Raw genomic sequence first — 2,700 nt, 5'->3', positions numbered from 1 at the left:
GCGAATGACGCCACGCTAGTGCTCAATGACGACTACGCTTCAAGCCGACATGCCCGGATATTTCCGCAGGACGGACAGTGGATCGTTGAAGATCTCGGTTCGACCAACGGGACCTACCTGGACCGCCAGAAGGTGACCCGCCCCACGCCGGTGCCCACGGGCGTGCCGATCCGCATTGGCAAGACCGTTCTGGAACTACGCAGATGACACTTGCACTTCGCTACGTGGTACGCTCCGACGTCGGCCTCCTCCGTGAAGGGAACGAGGACGCGGCGTACGCGGGGCCGCACCTGCTCGCGGTCGCCGATGGCATGGGGGGCCATGCGGCCGGCGAGGTCGCGGCCGCTGAGACGATCATCTCGCTCTCCTCGCTCGACGCCGAGGACCTGGGCGCGGACCTGGTGAGCACGCTCGCCGACGGGGTCGCGAGTGCGAACCTGCGGCTGCAGGAGCTGATCACCTCCGACCCCTCGATCGAGGGCATGGGCACCACGCTGACCGCGCTGCTGTGGTCGGACGGCCACGCGGCGCTGTGCCATATCGGTGACTCGCGCGCTTACCTGCTGCGCAGCGGCCAGTTCTACCAGATAACGCATGACCACACGCTGGTCCAGTCGCTGGTCGACGAGGGCAAGATCACCGAAGACGACGTGGCCACGCACCCCCACCGGTCGCTGCTGCTGCGGGCGCTCGACGGCAGGACGGTCGCCGAGCCGGACCTGTTCCCGCACGAGACGATGGCGGGCGACCGCTACCTGCTCTGTTCCGACGGCCTGTCCGGCGTGGTGAGCGAGCAGACGCTGCACCAGACGCTTAGCTCCTTGTGGGACCTGGACCAGGTCACGCTGCAGCTCGTCGAGCTCGCGATCAGGGGCGGCGGTCCTGACAACATCACCTGCATCGTGGCCGACGTCGTCGACACGCAGACCACGACGCTGCCGCCGACCCACGTCCCCGTGCTGGCCGGCGCCGCGTCGCAAGGCTCTCCTGCCGAGCTGCGCCCCCCGGTACGGCAGAGCTCCCCGGCGACGCGGGCGATGCGGCTGACGAGGACCACACCGCAGCGGGCGCTGCCTGACGACGCCACGGGCGTGTGGAGCAATGGATACAACGGCCAGGACGGCACGCAGGAGCAGGACGGCACCGATACCGGCCCCGGCTTCGGCGCCAGTACCGGCACGGGAACGGCCGGCGGCGGGCGGCACAGCCATCGTGCCAGGCACCGGTACGACGAGGACGAGGACGAAGAGGGCTACGGCGGGCAGCCGGAGGGCAAGCGACGGTGGCCGATCGTGACGACGGTGCTCGTGCTGCTCGTGCTGCTGATCGGCGGCGGCAGCTACGGCTTCTGGCGGTATGTCCAGGGCCAGTATTACGTCGGCGTGCAGGACGGCAACGTCGCGATCTTCCGCGGTGTCAACCAGAGCGTCGCGGGTATCAGCCTGTCCAGCCTCGTCCAGCGGACGGACGTGCCGCTCAGCCAGGTGGTGGCCAGCAACCAGGACATGATCAGGCAGACGATACCGGCAAGCAGCCTGGCCAGCGCGCAGAGCCTCGTCAACGGCATCAGGCGCTCGGTCAGCGACTGCCTCCAGAAGTGGACCGCTCTGCGGAACTGGTATCAGGCTGAGCTGGCCGCCGACCAGCTGAAGAAGACAAAGGTCACCCCGGCCGCCAGCCCGGGCGCGGAACCGCCGGTGCCCGACGGGGCCGACTGCGCGCCCGCGTCCGCGTTCGGCATTCCGGCGAGCCAGCTCCCGGGCGGCCAGCCGGTCACCTCGCCGACCACAGGAACCACAGCGACGCCGACCGCGACGCCGCGGGCGAAGCCGTCGCCGGCCAGGGCGACTGCCAAGGCGTCCGCGACGACGGCGGCGCCTGCGTGAGCAGCATCACGATGCCGTCCCCGGCGCTGGGCAGCCAGCCGCCGGAGGACCTCCCTGCCAGCCGCAGGCGCACCGAGCTGATCATGCTCGTGTTCGCGTTCGCCATCGTGGCGTTCGCGTTCGCGAACACCGCGTTCAGCCTGCAGGGCCAGCGGCTGTCAAGCCTGGTCGCCTACATGATCGCGTTCGTGGCGATCATCATCGGCGCTCACCTGGCGGTGTGCCGCTGGGCGCCGTACGCGGACCCGCTGCTCGTGCCGCTCGCGGCGCTGCTCAACGGGCTCGGGATCGTGATGATCTACCGGCTGCACGAGGCGGGCAGGAACGGCAATCCGGGTCCGGTCAACACCCAGGGAACCACGATCCCGATCACCACGCTGGGCTCGTCAGCGGTGACCTTGCAGATCGTCTACACGCTGCTCGGCATCGGCTGCTTCGTGGCTTTCCTCGTGTTTGTCAAGGAACCGCGGGTGCTGCAGCGCTACACCTACCTGCTCGGCCTCATCGGGGTCATCCTCATCGCGCTGCCCGCGTTCCTGCCGTCGAGCATCAGCGGGGTCGCGGGCACGGGCGCCAAGATCCAGATCGCGATCCCCGGCCTGGGCAGCATCCAGCCAGAGGAGTTCGCGAAGCTGGCATTGGCGGCGAGCTTCGCCGGCTACCTGGTCGCCAAGCGCGACGTGCTGTCGCTGGCCGGCCGCCGGGTGCTCGGCATCGACCTGCCGCGGGGCCGCGACCTCGGCCCTATCGCAGTGGTCTGGCTGGTCAGCCTGATGCTGCTCGTCGCGGAAAGCGACATCGGCACGAGCGCGGT

3 protein-coding genes are annotated in these 2,700 nt (G+C 69.4%); all 3 read left to right on the top strand.

Annotation, left to right across the window (positions count from 1 at the left end; genetic code table 11):
- Positions 1-207 (top strand): FHA domain-containing protein (locus Q1N79_RS22715; RefSeq protein ID WP_300612193.1); only part of this gene is annotated, 207 nt, incomplete at its 5' end.
- Positions 204-1,886: a protein phosphatase 2C domain-containing protein gene (locus Q1N79_RS22710; RefSeq protein WP_300612191.1), complete on the top strand. Its 1,683-nt coding sequence runs from the start codon at positions 204-206 to the stop codon at positions 1,884-1,886. The genes Q1N79_RS22715 and Q1N79_RS22710, both read left to right, overlap by 4 nt.
- The coding region (locus Q1N79_RS22705) for an FtsW/RodA/SpoVE family cell cycle protein (RefSeq protein ID WP_300612189.1) at positions 1,883-2,700 on the top strand (818 nt) is incomplete at its 3' end. The genes Q1N79_RS22710 and Q1N79_RS22705, both read left to right, overlap by 4 nt.

The organism is Trebonia sp., assembly GCF_030042015.1.
Taxonomy (GTDB): domain Bacteria; phylum Actinomycetota; class Actinomycetes; order Streptosporangiales; family Streptosporangiaceae; genus Trebonia.
This window is presented reverse-complemented; position numbering and strand designations above follow the sequence as displayed.

What these genes read in the sequence shown, in the direction of transcription:
- Q1N79_RS22710 (WP_300612191.1), top strand. Translation starts at nt 204, where the DNA reads ATGACACTTGCACTTCGCTACGTGGTACGCTCCGACGTCGGCCTCCTC.